The organism is Anaerococcus obesiensis ph10 (assembly GCF_000311745.1).
Classification (GTDB): domain Bacteria; phylum Bacillota; class Clostridia; order Tissierellales; family Peptoniphilaceae; genus Anaerococcus; species Anaerococcus vaginalis.
In genome coordinates, this window is record NZ_HE978531.1 from 1,109,627 (window position 1) to 1,130,958 (window position 21,332).

The 21,332-nt window shown below is 29.8% G+C and carries 16 protein-coding genes, 1 pseudogene and 1 other annotated feature; all 17 genes and pseudogenes read right to left on the minus strand.

The window, feature by feature from the left end:
* Positions 1 to 115: 115 nt before the first annotated feature.
* Positions 116 to 1,621: a glycerol kinase GlpK gene (gene glpK, locus HGAG_RS05660; RefSeq protein WP_019118271.1), complete on the minus strand. Its 1,506-nt coding sequence runs from the start codon at positions 1,619 to 1,621 to the stop codon at positions 116 to 118.
* A gap of 11 nt (positions 1,622 to 1,632) precedes the next feature.
* A complete protein-coding gene (locus tag HGAG_RS05665) occupies positions 1,633 to 2,205 on the minus strand; it encodes a glycerol-3-phosphate responsive antiterminator (RefSeq protein ID WP_004838009.1) in 573 nt (190 codons plus the stop codon).
* A gap of 261 nt (positions 2,206 to 2,466) precedes the next feature.
* Positions 2,467 to 3,177 carry a pseudouridine synthase gene (locus HGAG_RS05670; protein ID WP_019118272.1) on the minus strand — a complete coding sequence of 237 codons (711 nt, stop codon included), beginning with the start codon at positions 3,175 to 3,177 and terminating at the stop codon, positions 2,467 to 2,469.
* On the minus strand, positions 3,158 to 3,493 hold the full coding sequence (locus tag HGAG_RS05675) for a PadR family transcriptional regulator (protein WP_004838007.1): 336 nt from the start codon (positions 3,491 to 3,493) through the stop codon (positions 3,158 to 3,160). The genes HGAG_RS05670 and HGAG_RS05675 overlap by 20 nt, the downstream gene beginning before the upstream one ends.
* A 40-nt stretch (positions 3,494 to 3,533) precedes the next feature.
* On the minus strand, positions 3,534 to 6,122 hold the full coding sequence (locus HGAG_RS05680; RefSeq protein ID WP_019118273.1) for an ATP-dependent DNA helicase: 2,589 nt from the start codon (positions 6,120 to 6,122) through the stop codon (positions 3,534 to 3,536).
* Complete coding sequence (locus HGAG_RS05685) at positions 6,119 to 6,622, minus strand: GNAT family N-acetyltransferase (protein WP_234287420.1); 504 nt, start codon at positions 6,620 to 6,622, stop codon at positions 6,119 to 6,121. The genes HGAG_RS05680 and HGAG_RS05685 overlap by 4 nt, the downstream gene beginning before the upstream one ends.
* A 314-nt stretch (positions 6,623 to 6,936) precedes the next feature.
* Positions 6,937 to 7,782 carry a MetQ/NlpA family ABC transporter substrate-binding protein gene (locus HGAG_RS05690; RefSeq protein WP_019118275.1) on the minus strand — a complete coding sequence of 282 codons (846 nt, stop codon included), beginning with the start codon at positions 7,780 to 7,782 and terminating at the stop codon, positions 6,937 to 6,939.
* Positions 7,783 to 7,798: 16 nt separating this feature from the next.
* Positions 7,799 to 8,671 carry a MetQ/NlpA family ABC transporter substrate-binding protein gene (locus HGAG_RS05695; protein WP_019118276.1) on the minus strand — a complete coding sequence of 291 codons (873 nt, stop codon included), beginning with the start codon at positions 8,669 to 8,671 and terminating at the stop codon, positions 7,799 to 7,801.
* Between the two features lie 20 nt (positions 8,672 to 8,691).
* A complete protein-coding gene (locus tag HGAG_RS05700; protein ID WP_019118277.1) occupies positions 8,692 to 9,357 on the minus strand; it encodes a methionine ABC transporter permease in 666 nt (221 codons plus the stop codon).
* Positions 9,344 to 10,371: pseudogene (locus HGAG_RS12415) on the minus strand (methionine ABC transporter ATP-binding protein). Before HGAG_RS12415 ends, HGAG_RS05700 begins: the two are co-directional and overlap by 14 nt.
* Positions 10,364 to 11,257 carry an amidohydrolase gene (locus HGAG_RS10705; RefSeq protein WP_234287419.1) on the minus strand — a complete coding sequence of 298 codons (894 nt, stop codon included), beginning with the start codon at positions 11,255 to 11,257 and terminating at the stop codon, positions 10,364 to 10,366. The pseudogene HGAG_RS12415 and the gene HGAG_RS10705 overlap by 8 nt, the downstream one beginning before the upstream one ends.
* Positions 11,257 to 11,577, minus strand: a complete 321-nt coding sequence (locus HGAG_RS12090; RefSeq protein ID WP_244263827.1) for a zinc-binding metallopeptidase family protein — start codon at positions 11,575 to 11,577, stop codon at positions 11,257 to 11,259. Before HGAG_RS12090 ends, HGAG_RS10705 begins: the two co-directional genes overlap by 1 nt.
* 62 nt (positions 11,578 to 11,639) lie before the next feature.
* Positions 11,640 to 11,863 (minus strand) — a binding site (T-box leader).
* A gap of 267 nt (positions 11,864 to 12,130) precedes the next feature.
* Positions 12,131 to 13,951, minus strand: a complete 1,821-nt coding sequence (glmS, locus tag HGAG_RS05715) for a glutamine--fructose-6-phosphate transaminase (isomerizing) (RefSeq protein WP_019118278.1) — start codon at positions 13,949 to 13,951, stop codon at positions 12,131 to 12,133.
* A 552-nt stretch (positions 13,952 to 14,503) separates the two neighbouring features.
* Positions 14,504 to 18,037, minus strand: coding sequence for a pyruvate:ferredoxin (flavodoxin) oxidoreductase (gene nifJ / locus HGAG_RS05720; protein WP_019118279.1), 3,534 nt, complete (start codon positions 18,035 to 18,037; stop codon positions 14,504 to 14,506).
* A gap of 87 nt (positions 18,038 to 18,124) precedes the next feature.
* On the minus strand, positions 18,125 to 19,348 hold the full coding sequence (locus HGAG_RS05725) for a dicarboxylate/amino acid:cation symporter (protein WP_019118280.1): 1,224 nt from the start codon (positions 19,346 to 19,348) through the stop codon (positions 18,125 to 18,127).
* A 317-nt stretch (positions 19,349 to 19,665) separates the two neighbouring features.
* Positions 19,666 to 20,784, minus strand: coding sequence for an ATP-binding cassette domain-containing protein (locus tag HGAG_RS05730; RefSeq protein WP_341871712.1), 1,119 nt, complete (start codon positions 20,782 to 20,784; stop codon positions 19,666 to 19,668).
* Positions 20,748 to 21,191, minus strand: a complete 444-nt coding sequence (locus HGAG_RS05735) for a hypothetical protein (protein ID WP_019118282.1) — start codon at positions 21,189 to 21,191, stop codon at positions 20,748 to 20,750. The genes HGAG_RS05730 and HGAG_RS05735 overlap by 37 nt, the downstream gene beginning before the upstream one ends.
* Positions 21,192 to 21,332: the final 141 nt, after the last annotated feature.

The following is a 21,332-nucleotide window of genomic DNA, read 5'->3' on the forward strand; positions in this document are numbered from 1 at the left end:
CAAATAAATTTAAATGAAAAAAAGCAAGTTAAAGTAGGGCCTACTTTAACTCGCTTTCTCATCGTCTTATTTTATTGTTAATTTTATTATATTACATTATATAATCTTTGTAAAATTATTCTTCGTAATGATTTGCCCAACCAAAGGCTCTTTGCATAGCTCTTTGCCAGTTTCTATCTTTTTTATCTCTTTCTTCAACAGAAATTTCTGGTGTAAATTCTCTATCAACAAGTCTGTTTTCTTTAATTTCTTCAAGATCTTGATAGAATCCTACAGCAAGTCCTGCCAAGTAGCAAGCACCTAGAGCTGTTGTTTCAAGAGTTTCTGGTCTTTCAACTTTTGTTTGAATCATATCAGATTGGAATTGCATTAAGAAATTATTTGCACTTGCTCCACCATCAACTTTTAATTCTTTAAGTGGCGCACCAGAATCTTTTGCCATAGCTGTTAGAACATCATTTGTTAAATATGCAAGGGACTCAAGAGTTGCTCTTACAATATGGTATTTGCTAGTTCCTCTTGTAATTCCTACGATTGCTCCTCTTGCATAAGCATCCCAATATGGAGCACCAAGTCCTGTGAAAGCTGGAACTACATAACAACCATTTGTATCATCAACTTTTGTAGCCATATATTCTGTATCATCAGCTGCATCAACAATTCTTAATTGATCTCTTAACCATTGAATTGCAGAACCTGCAACAAAGATTGAACCTTCAAGAGCATAATTTACTTTTCCTTCTTCAAGTCCCCAAGCAATTGTTGTTACAAGTCCGTTATCAGATTTTACAGCTTCTTCTCCAGTATTCATAAGTAAGAATGCACCTGTTCCATAAGTATTTTTTGCATCCCCTTTGTTAAAGCATGTTTGTCCAAACAAAGCTGCTTGTTGGTCACCTGCGATTCCTGCTATAGGAATTTCGCCATCAAAATATCCAGCAAAAGTATTTCCATAAACATAGCTTGATGGTTTAACTTCTGGGAGCATACATTTTGGAATATTTAAAATCTCTAGAAGTTCATCATCCCATTCAAGAGTATGAATATTAAATATCATAGTTCTTGAAGCATTTGTATAATCTGTTACGTGAACTTTTCCACGAGTTAAATTATAAATTAACCATGTATCAACAGTACCAAATAAAAGCTCTCCGTTTTCTGCTCTTTCTTGTCCATTTTCGATATGGTCTAAAATCCATCTAATTTTTGTTGCTGAAAAATATGGATCAACTACAAGTCCGGTTTTATTTTGAATTGTTTCTCTGTAACCATCTTCTACTAATTTGTCAGCCATATCAGCTGTTCTTCTACATTGCCAAACGATTGCATTATAAACTGGTTTGCCCGTAGCTTTTTCCCAAACTATTGTTGTTTCTCTTTGGTTTGTAATTCCTATAGCTTCAATATCTTTTGATTCAATTCCTAATTTTGCAATCGCTTCAGTACAAACTCCAAGTTGAGTAGACCAAATTTCTGTAGCATCATGTTCAACCCAACCAGGGTGTGGGAAAAATTGAGTAAATTCTTTTTGAGCAACAGACATTATTTCGCCTTTTTTGTTAAAAATAATTGCTCTGTTACTTGTGGTTCCAGCATCCAACGCCATAATATACTTTGTCATACAAACTCCTTTTACATTTTCCAAACATTATAATTTGATGATGATACAGCAATCGCCTTTGAATTTAGGGCATCAAAAACATCTTTTTTATCTCTAATAAGCCCTCCAGCAATAATTGGGATAGATGTTCTTTTTTCTATATCATCTAGTATTTTTGGCATAATACCAGGAAGTATTTCAACAAGATCACAATTTGCTTTTTTTAAAGTTTCTTTTACATTTTTATAGGACAAGGAATCAAGTACAAAAAATCTTAGTATGGATAAAAGTCCTATTCTTCTTGCATAAGCCGCATTTTGACTTCTTGTTGTAATAATTCCATCGGCATTTGTGTATTTTTTGATAAATGATGAAGATAGAGATGATGAAGAAAGTCCCTCAATAAGGTCTTCATGAACAAAAACAATCTTATCATGGTCTTTTAATTTTTCAACAATATTGGTTATATTTTCAATATTTCCATAAAGAACAAAAACTATTTTATTATTCTTGTAATCATCTTTAATACATTCTTTCAAATCCGTATTATCTTTTATTGCCATAATACAAGGATTATCAAAAAGCAAATCCACTATATCAATCATTTTTCCTCCAAATACACAAAGCGAGCCTTATAAAAAATAAGTGCTCGCTTCTCCAAATATATTTATTACACCCTCATTGTAGCACATAAAATTTATAAATGCAAACAATTTCATCTAATATTTTTTATTTTTTAAATTTTTCTCTTATCATTGTAAATTCAAAGATTTTTTTATTTTTTAATTATTATTTTTTAAAATAAAATCTTGAAATCATTTTAAATTTTAAATTTTTCAAATAAAAAAGATGGAAATAATCCATCTTTATTGTTCTTTTGTAAATAATTCTTTTTCTTCTTGTGTAAGTTCTCTGTAATCTCCTGGATTTAAGGTCTTATCTAATTGCAATTTTCCTATTGCAAGTCTTTTTAATTTTACTACTTCGTTATCGTTATTTGAAAATAATCTTTTTACTAAATGAAATTTTCCTTCTGTTACGTAAACGTAGGCTTTTTTATCTTCAATTATTTCAAGCTTTGCACTTCTTGCATAATAATCATCTTCTTTTATATATACGCCTTCTTTAAAAATTTCTACTAGGGCAGGTTCGATTTTTTTTGATGTTTCTACTTCGTATTTTTTCCAAATATTTGAATTTGGACTTATTACTCTGTGGATAAATTTTCCATCGGTTGACATTAACAAAAGTCCTGTTGTATCTTTATCAAGACGACCCGCTATTGCCAAATCTAAATTTAAATAAAATTCATCCAAGTCACTCATTACAGTTCCATCAAGTTCGTTTGATTGGCAAATTAATCCTTCTCTTTTGTTCATCATTATATAAATATTTTCAAAATAATCTACAAGCTCTCCCATATAGATTACTTCGTCAATATTTGGATCAACTTTTACTGATGAATCTTTTATAATTTCTCCGTTTATTACAAGCCCGCCTTTTTTTGCATTTTTCTTTATATTTTTTCTAGTATCAAGATTGGCGTTTCCAATCATTTTATCTACTCTCATTATCATTTTTAACTCCTAAAATATTTCTTACATTTTCTTCTAATTCTAGGAAATCTTCTATAAATCCTAATAAATATTCTTCGCCTTTTGCTGTTATATAATAATATTTTCTTTTTGGTCCAACTTTTGATTTTTCTTTTGAAGAAAATATAAGACCTTTTTTCGATAATCTTTGCAAAATAGGATAGACTGTAGATTCGGTCATATTATAAAAACCGTTAAGTCTTAGGGTTTCTACAATCTCATATCCATAAGTTTCTTTGTCTTTGATTATTTTTAGAATTACCCCTTCGATAACTCCTTTTAACATTTGAGATTTCATTTTATCACCTTAAAAAATTGTATTCTTTAGTAGGACTTAATCAAGTTCTTTTGCAAAAATATGCCATAGGACAAAATTTGCATTGTTTCTTATCTTGAGTTTTTATTTCAATATTTTTTTCTACTATATTTTTTCCTATTTCGTCTATATTTTTCATATCAAAATCCGATTTTTCTACTTCTATAAGTTTGTCTTCTTCAATAAAATATAAGATCATCTTGTTTACTTTTTTATTATTATAAACTAACAAATTGTAGTAAGTAAGTAGTTGGTTTTTGTAGGAAATTAAATTATTTTCATCTGCCTTTCCAGTTTTTATATCGATAATTGTTCCATCTTCAAGGATTATATCAATATTTCCTTGCAAAATATAGGAAAATCTATCAAGTTTTATATTCATTTCCGAATGTTTTATCGGAAAATTTCTATTTACAAAATTTTCAATTGGTTTTTGAAATTCTTTGTTTTCCTTTATAAAGTCATTTATTGCATGGTAAGAAAGATTTTCTTTTTTTAAATTTGTAAGATATTCGGCAAGAGAGTGAACTTTTGAACCAAATTCCAAAGATTTTGATTTTTCTTTTTTAAAATCCAAAACTCTTATAAATTTATATTTTAATGGACAAGATTTGTAAATTGAAATATCCGTTGTATATGCCAAAATTTCTTTTTTTACAATATCTTCTTTGAATTTAAAATCTATGGTTTTTAATATTGAAGACGAATTTAATGAAAAGGCAAAATTTTTAATGTAGGAATTTTTGGAATTATCCAATAAAACCAAAAGATTTTTTGCTCTGGTAAAGGCTGTATAATACTTCCTATAATAATTTTTTAAAAAATCACTTTCTTTTGCAGCCTCTAGTTTTGGACTAAATGCGCGCATATCTTTTCTTGGATTATCATTTAAACTTGATACAAATACCACATCATACTCAAGTCCTTTTGCTTGATGAATTGTAGAAAATATTACAGAATTTTTTGGAGCATCAAAATTTTCAAATTCGCTTACGGCTGAATTTTTGAAAAGATAAAAAATATATCCATAAATTAAATCCACTGATTTTTTGTAATAATTTATATCATAGCCACAAAGATTTGTAAAATCTGATAAAATTGATGTAAATTTCCCAATATTTGAAAGCTCTCTTATTGAATTTAATTTGTCAATTTTTTTATCCAAAATCTCCCTAAAAATTTCAAGTCCAAAAGCTTTGTATAAAATATCCGTGTAGGATTTATTTTCTTCAATAATTAATTTTTCTTCCTTTATATAGGCATTTAATTCTTCATTTTTTGTAAATTCTTTATCATCGAAAATGCTAACAATATATTTTTTGAAATTCGTTTCTTGAGTCCATTTGTACTTATCTGGATTTGAACCAGTAAGTTTTTTTGGTTTTTTTGAAAAAATTGAAATAAGAACATAAAGGCAAAGTCTAATTTCTCTTCTTTTGAAAAACAATTTCGATGATTTATTTAAAACATTTATTCCGTGATTTTCAAAATAAGTTTGCAAAGATTTTGGATAATCACTATTTAAAGACGGAAACAAAAATGCTATTTGATTCAAATTTATTTTTTTGTTCAAAAATTTTACTATATATTCAATATTTTCATATTCATTTGCCCTAGCCCTTACAACAGAATTTTCATTTTTTTCGCCATCATTAGCCTTAAGATTTTTTATTTTTTCAAGGTCAAAAGCATTAGAATTTACAAGAAATTGTCTGGATTTGTCAATTATTTCCTGATTAGACCTGTAATTAATATCAATATGATAAAAATTAGCCTTTCTTTTCATCTTCATCTTGCAAGTTTTATCAAAATCTCTCAAATTTTTAGGACTTGCTCCCCTAAATGAATAAAGAGCCTGATCATCATCTCCAAAAACCATAAGGTTTTTGCCCTTACAAAGGCTAAAAGAAATTTCTTCTTGAATAGTATTTGTGTCTTGGTACTCATCAATTATTACAAAATCAATCCTATCCCTAATTTTTTTTCCATAAAAAGGATCTTTTAAAAGATCATAAAATTTTTTTAAAATCAATTGATAATTTATAAGGTCATTTTCATCTAGAAAATTTGCCCATGCCAAATAAATTTCCAAAGCTAGAATATCACGAGGATTATTAGAATTACGAAGTTCATCCAAGTCGACCAAATTATTGGTAATATTCGCAAAAATCCCCTGAATTTGTCCGACCTCATTATAAGAAATAAATTTTGAAAAATTTGGAAGATTTTCAAAAATATCCATATTTTTTTCAATCAAATATCCTTCAATATGAGAGTCGATAACCAAAGGATCAAAAATTTTATTCGTAAAGGATTTATATTCTTTCAAAAAAGAAAGAGCAAGGGAATGGAAATTTCCAATCAACATATTTGAAGTATCAGCAAAAATTTTCTCTTTTTTAAGACCTGACTCCACCCTTTCAATAAGCTCATTCGCTGCTTTTTTTGTAAAAGTAGTTACAAGGATTTTGTTAGGACTAATTCCGTCATTTTTTATTAAAGAAATAATTTTTTGAACAATTGTGAAAGTTTTTCCCGTACCAGGCCCTGCCAAAACTGCACAAGGATATTTTGCATCTTCCACAATCAATTTTTGTTTTTCATTTATCATAAAATCAACTCATACACAAATCTTTTAGACCTTTTAATTTTGTCATCAACAGTACAAATTCCAATTTTTTCAAAAGAAAATTTTTTAATTAAACTTTGCATTTTATAATTATCAGGATGAGTGTCAATCCTAATCGACTCCATTTTTGAATTTTTTCCATAAGAAATAATTTCTTCAAAAAATCTATTAGCAAGACCCTTGCCTTTTGCACTTTCCTTCACACTCAATCTGTGAATAGTAAAAAATGGTCCATGATTTTTAAAATCATTTTCAATGTTTTTGTAATCTTCTTCGTAAGATTTTTTTAAAAAAGCAAAAGATAAAATTTCTCCATTTTCCTCATAAACAAAACTTTCTCCCGTCAAAATATTTTCCAAAATCCCCTTTCTATCAGGAAGTCCATTTTGCCATTGGTCAACTCCATCTTTTTTCAAAGCTTTTTTCCCATCATTTATTATTACCATTATTTCATCTAAATCTTTAATTTCTGCTATTCTCATACAATCATTATACATTAAAAATTTTTTATTAAATTTTCAAAATTTCTTTTGGTTTTGAAAATAAAAAAGCTATGAGAAAACTCATAGCCCAGTCTGTTGACAAACTAAAAATTCGCCCATTTCGACCGAACGTAGTGAGCGGAGAAATCTCATGAGATCTCTCCGTGCGTTCGTTTCACTCACTTAGTCGAGATGGGTTATTATTAATTTAATTCTAAATTACTAATAATTCTTAATAATTAGACTTTGTCTACACTCTGAGCTATGAGCAAAACTCATAGCCTATATATATTTAAGGTGGTCTTATTTAATTTTTACCAAGCAGGAATCCATGCTCCTCCTGTTAATTTTTCGTAGTCTTTTTTGGTTTGGTCTGTTTGGTAATAATTTTTTACAAAATCATTTAAAACTTTATCGTCTTTTCTTTCTTTTTTGGCTGCAAATACATTTACGTATGGATTAGTGTCATCTGCTTTTGATTCCTCAAATTTTAAAGCTGGATATTCGGTTGCAATTTTTGAATCTAGGGCAAAAGTATCATTTACTATTGCAAGAGCAGCTGAATCGAGATTTCTTGCTGTTTGTGCTGCGTCAACTTCTGTGATTTTTAATTTTTTTGGATTTTCTTTAATATCTTCAACTGTTACCGGATCTCCCTTTTCGCCTTTTACTTTTATAAGGCCTGCATCTTGTAATAAAAACAAGGCTCTTGCTCCATTTGATGCATCATTCGGAATTACTATTTCGTCATTTTCTTTTACTTCGTCTAGTGATTTATATTTTTTGGAATAAATCCCAAGCGGTGCAAGCATTGTATTTCCTATTGAAACAAGTTCTGTCTTGTGGTCTTTGTTAAATTCTTCTAGAAATTTTTTGTGTTGGTAAGCATTTAAATCAATATTTCCAGATTCCAAAGCCTCATTTGGTTGATTATAATCTGTAAAAACTACAAGCTCTACATCATTTCCCGTTTTTTCTTCGTATCTTTTTATAACTTCATTTAATACGTCGTTATATTCTCCAACCACACCGATTTTTATGCTTTGTTTTTCTTTTGCGTTTTCGTTTGAATTTGATGTATTTTTTTCTTCCTTGTTTCCACATGAGCTAAGTCCTAGGAGTAGGGCAAGTCCTAAAGCAATTTTTCCTATTTTTTTCATTTTTTATCTCCTTTTTTTATTTCCAAGCTGGGATTTCTGATCCCTTTGTTTCTTTTTCTATTAATTTTTTAGTTTCTTCTGTTTGATAATAATTTTTTACAAAATTTTCTAATGTTTTTGAATCTTTATCTTCTTTTCTTGCTGCAAATATATTTACATAAATTGCTTTTGCTGGATCGTCTTTATCTTCTAAATAAATTGAATCTTGTGTCGGAATAAATCCAGCATCTACTGCCATTCCAGAATTTATAACTGATGCAGCAACTTCTGTAAGATTTCTTGCTGTTTGGCTTGCATCAAGTTCAATTATTTCCAAATTTTTTGGATTTTTCTTGATATTATCAATAGTAATTGCATCTCCTTCTTTTCCTTCAACTTCTATTAATCCTGCTGATTGTAAAAGAAAAAGTGCTCTTGCTCCATTTGTTGGATCGTTTGGAATTGCAATTTTATCCCCATCTTTTATTTCTTTTACATTTTTTATCTTGTTAGAATATATTCCCATTGGTGCAAGCAAGGTGTCTCCAACTGAAACTATATCTGTTTTGTGTGATTTATTATAATCTTCCAAGAATTTTTTGTGTTGGAAGGAATTTATATCAATATCTCCAGAATTTAACGCTTCATTTGGTTGGTTATAATCTGAAAATGGTACGATTTTTATTTTCTTTCCCGTATCTTTTTCAAATCTTTTTGCCACATCTTCTAAAACTTCATTTTTTTCGCCACAAACTCCTATTTTAATTTCTTTTGCATCGGCAAATCTGTCTTCACTTTTTGCTTGATTTGATGGATTACTATTTGAATTTGTATCTTCTTTTTTATTTCCACATCCTGTTAAAGTTAGTACAAGTGACAAGCCTAGGGCAATTTTCTTTAAATTTTTCATCATTTTTCTCCTAATATTTTTTAATGTGATGTCTTTTTTATAATTAAATTGGCAATGCCTTGGATGGCATAGACAATTATCAAAATAACTATGACCGATATAATAACTACATCGTTTTTGTATCTGTTGTATCCGACTGCTATTGCAAGATTTCCTATTCCTCCTGCTCCAATTGTTCCAGCCATCGCTGTAAGTCCCAAAAGCGAAATCAAAGTTATTGATGAAGCTCTTACAAGTGATGGAAGTCCCTCTCTTAAATAAACTGCTGTTATAATTTCAAATGGTGAATTTCCCATAGCTTCCGCCGCCTCTATTACTCCCGGATCAACTTCTGCCAAAGCTTGCTCAACTTGCTTTGCAAAAAATGGCACGCAAGAAAAAACTAAAGGAACTATTGCAGCTGTCGGTCCAATCCTCGTTCCTACAATTAAATTTGTTATAGGACTAATTACTGCAAGTAAAATTATGAAAGGAACTGCACGAAAAAGATTTGTTATCTTATCCAAAATTCTATAAACTTTTTTGTTTTCTAAAATTCCTCCGTCATTTGTTACTACAAGTATTACTCCTATTATTAGTCCAAAAATTCCTGAAAATATGGCTGATAAAAATAACATATAAAAAGTAAGACCAATATCTTCAAAAATTCTATCTTTTATTGAAAATGCATAATCAAAGTATCCCATTACTATCTCCTAAAAGTTGTACATTTGTTCCACAGGCTATTAAATATTCAATCGCCTTGTCGATATTTTCTCTTTCTGCCTTAAAAGTCACTATAAGATTTCCGACTGGAACATTTGTAATAAATTCTATGTTTCCTGCCAAAACATTGGTTTTGACTTTAAATTTTTCATAAATTTCATTTATAACCGGCTGAGTTGTAGCTTCTCCAACATAAGAAAGTTTTACCAAAAATTCATCTTTTTTCAAAACTTTTAAATTATTTTTAACTTCCTCAAGGGTTTGATTTACATTTGTTGAAGTTTCTACAAAATCTTTTGTGAGTTTGTGTCTTGGATTTGAAAAAATTTCAAGAGTTGTGCCTTTTTCAATCACTTTTCCATCTTGCATTACCGCAACCTTGTTGCAAAGATCTTTTACAACTTCCATTTGATGAGTGATTATTACAATTGTTATTCCAATTTTTTCTTTGATTTCTCCCAAAAGTTTTAAAATTTGCTTGGTAGTTTTTGGATCAAGGGCGCTTGTTGCCTCATCGCAAAGTAAAATTTCTGGATCAGATGCAAGGGCTCTTGCTATGGCACACCTTTGTTTTTGACCTCCAGATAGTTCTCTTGGAAAAGATTTTGCCTTATCTCCAATCCCAACCAAATCTAAAAGTTTTTTGCTTTTTGAATTTTTTCTTCTTTTGAAATTTTTTCCTTTCTTATTGGAAAAATTACATTATCAATTACCGAAAGATTGTTCAAAAGATTAAAGTGTTGGAAAATCATACCAATTTTTTTACGTCTTTTTCTCAAATCTTTTTCAGATAAGTTCAAAAGATTTTCTCCTTTTATTAAAACCTCTCCCTCAGATGGTTTTTGCAAAAGATTTATGCACCTTACAAGAGTTGATTTTCCAGCTCCTGAAAATCCAACTATGCCAAAGGCATCGGCCTTTTCAATTTTAAGATTAACTCCATCAACTGCTTTAAAACCATCAAAGTCTACGCTTATATTTTTTAGTTCAATCATTATCTCTCTCTTTTCTATCAAAATTTATCAAAAAATTTAAGGCACAAGCTAGTCCATAATAAAGACCGTCGTTGTCTACATCAAATTTTTCAGTGTGAGCTCCCGCTCCACATCCTTTTTCTTCATTTTTTACACCGATTTTTACAAAAACGCTTGGAGCAATTTTCCCATAGCCATAAAATGATTCAGATCCAAAAGAAATTTCTTCATCAACTCTTGCATTTGGAAAAATTTCATCCAAAGAAAATCTTGTAAAATCAGCAAGTTTTTCATCATTTATAACTGGATAGGCAACTACTCTTGTGTAATCATTAAATTTAACCTTGCAATCATAAATACTTGCAGTTTTTTCTGCTACATTTTTTAATTTTTCCAAGGCTTTTTCTCCAACCTCATCTTCAAAAAATCTCAAGGTAGCCTTTAAATTCGCCTTATCAGGAATTACATTTGAAGCAACCCCTGCATTTATCGACCCAATTCCCAAAGTTACAATTTCATTTGGATTAAGTCCACTCGCCCATGTTTGGTTTAGGTTATTTATAATTGCAACAAGAGCATTTATTGGAGAAATTAATAAATCAGGTCTTGAGCCGTGACCGCCCTTGCCGATTACATCAAAATCAACCCCTGCACAACCCGCATAAACTTTTCCTTTGGAAATGGCAAATTTTCCTGTAGGAATTTCTGTATCAATATGATTTCCATAAATTGCATCAAATTTTATATTTTTTAAATGCTTAACCATTGGATAAATTCCAGCTCCTGTTTCTTCGCCTTCTTCAAAAATAAAATAAATTTTTCCATTTAAGTTATTTTTTATTTCTGAAAGAATTTTTGCACTTGTAAGGGCAAGAGCCATGTGAAAATCGTGACCACAAGCGTGCATCACGCCAGGATTTTTTGATACAACTTCTTTTTTTTTAAATTATTTTCATTTTCAAAAATTGGGAGAGCATCTATATCAGTTCTAAGTCCCAAAATTTTACCATTTCTTTTTGTATCAAGAATTGCCACAAAGCCTGTGGAATTTTCTACTTCTTCAACTTCCAAACCAATTTTTTTGCACTCATTTATTAAAAATTTGCGAGTTTCAAATTCCTTGCTTGAAAGCTCTGGATTTTCGTGTAAATAATTTTTGATTTTTTTTGCAAAATCTAAATTTTCCTTTACCAAATTTTTAATCTCTTTTGCACTTATATTTGTCATTTCCAAAACCTTTCCTTTCTAAATTTATGCAAAATAAAAAGTCCTTACTGTAGATAAACTACAATAAGGACGAAATTTTTCCGCGTTACCACCTTTTTTGCACTAAAAAATGCCTCTTCAGATACTATCATATCCTAACTCTATAACGGGAGTTCCCGTATAAGTCTAAATATCGACTTATCCCATCTGAGACCATCTTCATCACACTTTTTATTCACCCCTCTCAGCTAAACAGGGCTCTCTGTACAATAATCCATACGACTACTCTTCTCTTTATCTGGTTTTTAAAATCTATTTGATAAGTCAATAATACTATGATTGAAAAATCCTGTCAAGTCTTTTTTTATTTTTATAAATTTATTTAGTATATTATAAATAAAAACCCATTAATTTCAAACTTTTGCTCATGTAAATTAAAAATAATTTATTCAGATTTTTTAAGAGAATACAAATTAAAATTAATTTTAGATAAAAAAAAGAAGCCCTAAGGCTTCTCATGGTTTTGGTAAAATAAATTCATTTATAATATACTGTATTTAATTATTTGTGCAAGTTATTCCACCGTTACTGATTTTGCTAAATTTCTAGGCTTATCCACATCAAGTCCTTTGGCACAGGAAACATAATATGCCAAAATTTGTTGAGGAACAACCGACAAAACTGGATAAAGAGGGTCAATTGTCTTTGGCAATTCAAAAGTAAAATTAGAAATTTCTTTTAGATGATCATCTTTTCTTGAAATTGAAAAAATATTGGCTCCTCTTGAAATGATTTCTTTTACATTTGATATGGTTTTTTCCATTATATTTTCTTGACTTGCAACAACTACAACCGGTGTTCCTTCTTCAATCAAAGCTATTGTTCCATGTTTTAATTCCCCTGCAGCCAAAGCCTCAGAGTGAATATAAGAAACTTCTTTTAATTTCAAAGAACCTTCAATTACAGATTTATAATCAAGACCACGTCCTATATAAAACATAGAATCAAAATCTTTTATCTCATTCGCGTAAGTTTTTATTTTTTCACTGTCATCCAAAATTTCTTTTATTTTTTCAGGCATTTTTTTCATTTCTGAAATTATTTCCTTGTATTTTTCTTCATCAATTGTTCCAAGCTTTAAAGAAAAATCTAGGGCAAGCATATAAAGAGAAATTATTTGTGTAGTGTAAGCCTTAGTTGATGCTACTGCAATTTCTGGCCCTGCATAACAATAAATGGTTTTGTCAGCTTCCCTATCAAGAGATGATGCAACTACATTTGTCAAAACCAAAGTCTTTGCTCCCTTAATCTTTCCAAGTCTTAAAGCTGCAAGAGTATCGGCAGTTTCTCCAGATTGGCTTACCAAAATCATCAAAGTATTTTCGTCAATAAATGGGTCATTGTACCTAAATTCACTTGCAATATCACAAATTACAGGAATTTTTGCAAATTTTTCCAAAGCATAGGCACCAACAAGACCAGCATGATAAGCTGTTCCGCAAGCAACTATATAAATTTTATTGAAATTTTCAATTTCTTTTTTGCTAAAGGCATTTTCTTTAAAATCAATCATTTCATCAGTCATTTTGAATCTTATTGTATCAGAAATCGCCTTTGGTTGGTCAAATATTTCTTTAATCATAAAATGATCAAAGCCTTCCTTAGTTGAATCTTCAAAAGAAAAATCAACTTTTGAAATTTTTCTTTGGATTTTTTGGAAATTTCTATCATAAATTATAAAAGATTCGCCCTTAATATCAACCAAATCTCCATTTTCAAGATAAATTACATCTTTTGTATATTTTATAATTGAAGGAAGGTCGCTTGCTGCAAGAATGCCGTCATCTGTTATTCCCAAAACAAGTGGACTTTCTTCCCTTAAAACTATAAGTCTATCGCTTTCATCTTGGCACAAAATTCCAAGAGCAAAAGATCCTCTCAAGTCATTTTTTGCTTTTTTTACAGCCTCTAAAATATCATCTTTATAATATTTTTCAATCAAAACTGCAATAACTTCTGTGTCAGTATCAGACTTAAAGCTATATCCTTCCTTTTTTAGATTTTCTTTTAGCTCATTATAATTTTCAATAATTCCATTGTGAACTACAGAAATTTTCCCATTATTTGAAAGATGTGGATGAGAATTTATATCTGAAGGACCACCGTGAGTTGCCCATCTAATATGACCAATCCCGATATTTCCATCGATAGGATTTTTTGAAAGCTCGTCTTTTAAAACTTTAACCTTGCCGCTTTTTTTGACAGTTTTAATTAAACCACCATCAATAAGTGAGATTCCCGCCGAATCATATCCCCTATACTCAAGCCTTTCAAGACCATCCATAATAACTTCTCTGGCATTTAGCCTTCCCTTATAACATACTATTCCGCACATAGTATCCTCCTAATATTAAATTTTAGAGGTATCACTTTATTTTCTTTGTCATAAGAATTGCTTCTTATTTTTGTAAAATACTGAGCCTGTGAAAGCTATGGAGCACCCGCCGAATTTTCGATAACTCCATTCCTCGTCATCCCAAAAGGATCTGGCGCTTGTTATATTTTTACCTCGTTTTTTAATTATACACTAAAATTATGAGTTAAAAAAGTGCCATAAAACTAATTATTTTTATAAAATTTTTAAATAAAACTTTAAAAAATAAAAAAAGAAAATTTAAATTTTTTGGCAGTCTAAAAATATCCATACGCTAAAAATATTATTTAATAAAAGCAAAAATAATACAATCTCTTAAATTTTTAAAATTTCAAAAATTAAACATCAAAAAATTAAACATCAAAAAATTAAGCAAAAAATAATTTTAAAAATTAAATAGCAAGCGATTTGAAAACTTAAATAGAAAATAATATAAAAAAATAAACCAGACTTTTGAAAGTCTGGTTTATTAAAACACTTAGTGATTCATATACTATTTTTAGGATTTAATTTTTATTTATTTTCCATTTTTTTGTAAGATTCTAATCTTTCCTTTGCAGCTTCTTCAGCTTCTGCATATAATCTATCTGCATCTTCTGGGAAGGCTTTTTTAAGGGAAGCGTATCTTACTTCGCCTTGTAGGAATTCTTGGAATGATTCTGTAGGATCTTTTGAATCTAGGCTAAATGGATTCTTTCCTTCTTCTTTAAGAAGTGGGTTAAATCTCCATAAGTGCCAATATCCACTTGCTACAGCTTCTTTTTCTCTTCTTTGAGTCTTGCCCATTCCTGCTTTTAGTCCGTGGTTAATACATGGAGCATAAGCAATTATTAATGATGGACCATGATAGCTTTCTGCTTCTTTTATTGCTTTTAATGTTTGAGCTTGGTTTGCTCCCATTGCAACTTGTGCAACATAAACATAACCATAAGTTGTCATCATCAATCCAAGGTCTTTCTTTCTAACTTTTTTACCACTTGCTGCAAATTTTGCTACTGCTGCAAGAGGAGTTGCCTTTGAGCTTTGTCCACCTGTATTTGAATAAACTTCTGTATCAAATACGATAATATTAATGTCATCGCCACTTGCAAGAACATGGTCTACTCCTGAGAATCCTATATCATAAGCCCAACCATCTCCACCATAAATCCAAACTGATTTTTTAACTAAATAATCTTTTAATGATTTAATTCTTTCGATAATTTTATTAGCTTCTTCATTATCAGTTTCATTTGCAATTAATGATTCAATTTTTATGGCTGCTTTTTTGCTTTCTTCAAAGTCATCGTTATTTTCTAACCATTCGTTAAATGCATCATTTAATGGTGTAGAAACTTTTAATTCTAAGAATTTTTTCATCAAAGTTTCTAGTAAGAATTTGTTTGATTTTGTTGCAAGCAACATTCCATAACCATATTCTGCTGCATCTTCGAATAATGATGATGCCCAAGCTGGTCCTTCGCCATTATTATTTGTACAATATGGCATTGATGGAACTGATGAACCCCAAATTGATGAACATCCTGTTGCGTTTGAAATAATTTGATGATCACCATATAATTGAGTGATTAATTTAGCATAAGGAGTTTCTCCACAGCCTGCACATGCACCTGAGAATTCAAGCAATGGTTGGCTAAATTGAGAATTTTTAACATTTGTTGGAGCTATTTCATCATTTCTATATCCAACTTCGCCATGAGCATATTCCCAATTTTCTGCTTGTTTTTCGATTTGTTCATCTATTGGTTTCATAGCCAAAGCTTTCTTTGGAGCAGGACATACGTCAACGCAGTTTCCACATCCCATACAATCGTATGGAGAAACTTGAATTCTAAATTCGTAACCTTCAAGTCCTTTGCCTATAGCTTTTTTAGTTTCAAATCCTTCTGGAGCTTTTGCTTTTTGATCTTCATCTAATAAGAATGGTCTAATTGTTGCGTGTGGGCAGATATATGAACATTGGTTACATTGGATACAATTATCTATATTCCATTCTGGAACAAATAATGCTATACCACGTTTTTCATATCTTGATGTTCCTGCCATATATTGACCATCATCGTATGGAAGATATGTTGAAACTGGAAGATCATCTTCTTCTAGATTTATTATTGGTCTTACCATGTTTTTGATAAAGTCTGGTTCATTTTCATTTGCACCTTCTCTATCTTCGCCAAGGTTTTTCCATTCTTCTTTAACTTTTATTTCTTGTAATTCTTCACTTGCACGGTCAACTGCCTTGTTGTTCATATCAACAATATCTTGACCTTTCATTCCATAAGATTTTTCAATAGAATCTTTTAGATATTTTATAGCATCTTCAATTGGTAAAACTTCTGAAAGAATGAAGAAAGCTGTTTGGATAACCATGTTTGTTCTGTGTCCAAGTCCAACTTCTTGAGCAATTTTTGATGCGTTTACTGTGTAGAATTTAATATTTTTATCTGCTATTTCTTTTAATAAATAATTTGGTATATGTTCTTCAAGTTCTTCTTCTGACCAAATTGTATTTAATAAGAAAATTCCACCTTCTTTAAGGTTTTTAACAAGGTCATATTGTCTTACATAAGCTTGAGGAGAACATGATACAAAGTCAGCCTCATCTATAAAGTATGCTGCATGGATTGGGTTTGGAGAAAATCTCAAGTGAGACATTGTTAGACCATTAGATTTTTTAGCATCATAGTCAAAATATCCTTGAGCAAACATATCTGTATTATCGCCTATAATTTTTATAGCGTTTTTATTTGCTCCTACTGTTCCATCTCCACCATTTCCCCAGAATATACAACGTGTTGTTTGTCCATCAGAAATTACAAAACTATTGTCAACTTCAAGAGATGTATTAGTTACATCATCAATAATTCCAACTGTAAAGTGATTTTTTGGTTCATCTTTTGCTAAATTATCGAATACTGATTTTATATGAGCAGGTCTTGTATCTTTTTGTCCAAGTCCATATCTTCCTGCAATTATTTTTGGATTTCTATCTGAATCTGAGAAAGATTCTAATACATCTAAGTATAGAGGTTCTCCAGCAGAACCTTTTTCTTTTGTTCTATCTAAAACTGCAATTCTTTCAACTGTTTCTGGAATTGCTTCAAGTAAATGTTTTGTTGAAAATGGTCTATAAAGATGTACTTTTACAAGTCCAACTTTTCTTCCATCTTTATTTAATTCTTCTACTGTTTGTTGAATTGTATCAGTACCAGAACCCATAGCTATAATTATATCTGTAGCATCTTCTGCCCCTTCATAATTAAATAATGAATAATTTGTTCCAATTTTTTCATTAATTTTATTCATATAATCAACAACTATTTCTGGAAGTCCATTGTAAGCTTTGTTTTGAGCTTCAGTTCTTTGGAAATATCCACTCTTTTCAAATACACCACGCATAGTTGGTCTGTGTGGATTTAATGAATCATTTTTAAAATCATCAATTGCTTTCCAATCAACCATATCTTCAAATTGGTCATAATCCCAAACGTCGATTTTTTGAATTTCATGGCTTGTTCTAAATCCATCAAAGAAATTAACAAATGGAACTCTAGCTTTTATAGCTGAAAGATGAGCTACTGGAGAAAGATCCATAATTTCTTGTACAGAACCTGATGCAAGCATAGCAAAACCTGTTGCTCTTGCTGCCATAACGTCTTGATGGTCGCCATACATATTGATTGAGCATGTTGATAATGAACGTGCTGCTACGTGAAAAACTGCAGGAAGTCTTTCGCCGGCAATTTTGTACATATCAGGAATCATTAGTAGAAGTCCTTGACTTGCTGTGTATGTAGATGTAAGTGCTCCTGCTGCAAGTGATCCGTGAACTGCTCCTGCTGCTCCTGCTTCATGTTGCATTTCTGTAACTGAAACTGGATTTCCATATAAATTTAATCTTCCATTTGCTGCCCATTTGTCTATAAATTCTGGCATTGGTGAAGATGGAGTTATAGGATATATAGCTGAAACTTCACTAAAAGCGTAAGATACGTGAGCTGCTGCTGTGTTACCGTCCATGGTAACTTTTCTTCTCTTTATCGTCATAAAAATTACTCCTTTTTAATAAATTTTCATAATTAATTGTCTTAAGATCATAAGCTCAAAAATAGAACTCAAAAGAGTTCTATTTTTTTATTGCTTAACTAGTTCATCAATGTATTCTGCATTAGCTTCTGGATCTAATTTAAATCCTGAAATTTTATTTACTATACAAGCTATTGCAGCATCGCCTGTGATATTACATGCTGTACCAAATGAATCTTGAGCAACATATAATGCAATAATTAATGCTGTCATAGGTTCTGTAAATCCTAGCATTGATTGAAGAATACCTAGTGCTGCCATTACTGCTCCTCCTGGAACTCCAGGTGCTGCTACCATTGTAACACCTAGCATAAGGATGAATGGGAACATGTGTTGGAATCCTACATCTGATCCATTAAGCATAAGAATTGATAATGAACAAGATGTTAATGTGATTGTTGAACCTGATAAGTGAATTGTTGCACAAAGTGGAATTACAAAGTCTGCTATACCTTTGTTTACACCTAATTTATAAGTTTGGTTAAGTGTAACTGGGATTGTTGCTGCAGATGATTGTGTTCCTATAGCTGTCATGTAAGCTGGAATCATAGTCTTGATTTTTGAGAATGGATTTCCACCTGACATTGAACTTGCAATTGTAAATTGTGCAGTAATTGTTAGATAGTGTAGTATCAATACCATGATAAATACTCTTGCGAATACTGATAATACTACTGCTACAGTTCCTTCATAAGCCATGTTAGCAAAAATACCACAAATGTGGAATGGCAATAATGGAATTACAACATTTGATATTAATTTTGTAATAATATCAGAGAATTCATGAACTGCTTTTTTAAGAACTTCAGCTTTAGCTGCTGCTATACCAACACCTAGTATAAATGAAATGATAAGTGCTGTTGTAACAGAAAATACTGGATCCATTGGTGATTCAAATATTTTTTCTAGAGCTTTTCCTGAGTTTTTCTCTGGATCAAATGAGATTGCTCCCTTTTTAATAAAGTTAGGAAGAACAACGCTGCCTACAAAATATGTAATAGTTCCAAAGATAACGGTTGACAAATATGCAATACCTGCTGTAATTGCTAGTGTCTTTCCTGCTGAATCTCCAAGATCTGCTATACCTGGAATTACAAATCCCATAATAATTAGTGGAATAACAAATCCTAAGAAGTTGCCAAATAGACCATTAAAAGTAATTAGTAATCTAACTAAGATTTTTAAAACGTCAACTTTTTGACCTGCAAGCCCAATTAGAATACCTAGAATGATTGCAATAATTAGTCTTGGCAATAAACCTAGTTTCTTCATTTCTATTTTTCCTCCTTGAAATGAATAATATTGATCTTAAGATCAACTAAATAATATCAGTTTTACGTTTTCATGTCAACTTTATTTATGATTTTAAAAATATATTTTTATTCTCTGAGATTTTTTTCAAAATTTATTTTAAATCTTGTAAGTTCAAAGATTATAAAATTTATATTTATTTGTTATACACTTATTTTTTAAAATTTTATAAAAATTTTACACTTATTTGATTTATGATATAGTTTTCCCTCTGTACCTAGATAAAATAAAAGGATTTGTCAAAATAAATTCGCAAATCCTAAAAAAATATTATAAATTTATATATCAATTATTTCATCAAATTTTTCCAAATCTTCTTTTGTCATTTTATGGGAGATAATTATTACAGTTTGCTTTAAAGATAATAATCTTTCTATGACAATCTTTGAATTATAATCATCCAAGCTTGCTATAGGTTCATCATATATCATTATGTCCCTAGGATTTAATAACGACCTTAACAAACTTATTCTCATCATTTCTCCGCCAGATATCCCATCATTTGTACTTACTTTGTCACTTAATTTTTTATTTATATTAAATAAATTCAAATCAATCTTCTTATCTAATTTATTCCTATAAAACTTAATATTATCTTCCAAATTTCCATCTATTATTGTTGGTTTTTGGTCAACATATAGAATATAGTCCCTAAAGTCAAAATCTTTTATATCTAAACCATTCAACAAAATTTCTCCCTTATCAGGAGAAATCTCCCCACAAAGAATTTTTGCCAAAGTCGACTTGCCCTTACCAGATTTTCCCTTAATCAAATATTTCTTTCCATAATAAAATTCATAATTAAAATCTTCTATTATTTTTTTATCTTCGTATGCAAAAGATATATTTTTTGCAAAAAGATTTATTGGATATGTTAAGCCAAAAGCTTTTTTACCCTTTTGTTTTTCATCTAGAAGTTTTTTAATACTTTCATAAATAGGTCTAGATTCATTATACAAAGAAATAAGAGAAGATAATGCAATAACAGGATCTACTATATAATTCATAAGCTGTACTACCGAAATTATAGAACCAACTTCAATTTCTCCTTTAAAAGCAAGATATCCGCCAAAAATAAAAATCAAAATATATGAAATCGAACCCAAAGCTTGGGAAGATATATTGGAAAAATTATTTATATTTTTTAAATCTTTCCTGTTTTTTTCATGGTCAAATTCTATCTTACTTTTTTCTTCAATTAGTTTATCTTCAACCTTATATCTCAAATATTCATTTTTTTGCCCTAACTTTTTGCCAATGTATTTTTGATAAAAATCATAAAATTCATTAAATTTTTGAGATTTTCTTTGAATTTTTTTACCTAAGAGCAAAGGAATTAAAAGTGGTAAACTTGCTCCAATTACTGCAACAGGAAGAAGTTTGTAATTAATATATATATAATAGAAATAACTGCAAAAAACATGGTCAAGGCTAAATTTATTGTATTTATTTTTATCATAAACCTATTAGCATATATATTTTCAATATTTGTCGTGTAATTTGCAATATTTATTTCTCCAGTATTTTCCAAATCCTTTTTAAAAAGCTCATTTTTTAGATAAATGAATTTTTCCATACCAAGCCTATAATTAAGTCTAAACGCCAAATTTGAAGAAAGAAAATTTACCAAAACTAATAAGCCCAATTTTGAAAGATTTGATTTAAATTGTCCCATATTTAAATTTGAAATAGCAGTTACAACTTTTCCCATAAATATTCCTATTAATGAAAGACTTGAAGAAGTAAGAACTAACATTAATATTATTAGTAGATAAGTTGTAAAGGTTTTTGATTTATTTTTCATAACTTTTTCCTATTTATTTGATTTTTTATGTAATATATCTAATGTGATTTTACCTCACAATTTATTATTATCATTATCCATTTTAAAATTCCACTATCTGAATCTAAATTTTTATAAGACTTACTTTCTATTAATTTCATA